This window comes from Bartonella capreoli (assembly GCF_902813205.1).
Taxonomy (GTDB): domain Bacteria; phylum Pseudomonadota; class Alphaproteobacteria; order Rhizobiales; family Rhizobiaceae; genus Bartonella; species Bartonella schoenbuchensis.
This window is the reverse complement of record NZ_CADDZX010000347.1, coordinates 1-398: the sequence shown is the minus strand read 5'-3', so window position 1 is coordinate 398 and position 398 is coordinate 1. Positions and strand designations below refer to the sequence as shown.

The 398-nt window shown below is 56.0% G+C and carries 1 protein-coding gene; it reads left to right on the top strand.

Features of this window, described 5'->3' with window-relative positions:
* Positions 1 to 152: 152 nt before the first annotated feature.
* Positions 153 to 281 carry a hypothetical protein gene (locus tag J7R05_RS09565; RefSeq protein ID WP_281388245.1) on the top strand — a complete coding sequence of 43 codons (129 nt, stop codon included), beginning with the start codon at positions 153 to 155 and terminating at the stop codon, positions 279 to 281.
* The last annotated feature ends 117 nt before the right edge of the window (positions 282 to 398 follow it).

Here is a 398-nt window from a genome sequence, read left to right as displayed (position 1 = left end):
CAGAGTTGTAAAAGGGGAGGTTGTGTTTTCCTTTTTTGATTGTGGGAAAGGATGGGTGTGTTAGTTGAAGGGGGATGCTGGGGAGGAGATGCCGAGAGCTTGGGTTGAGAGGGAGGAGCTGGGGGGGGGATAGGGGGGTTGGGGAGAGAGACGTGGGGCGCTGTGGGGGGAAGGTTGGATACATTGGTGGAGTGGGAAAGCGCTGGGGGCAAGGTTATGGAGAGTGTTTGTGGGATATGAGGAGGCAGAGTGATGTGTGTGGGGGGGTGTTGGGGAGGTGAAAAGACTAAGGGGATGGGGGAGCATTGGGGGATAGGTTGGGTGCGTTAGAGGAATGGGGTTGCTGGGGATGAAGATACCGGGTGAATGGATCAAGAGGATGGAGTTGGAGGGAGGAT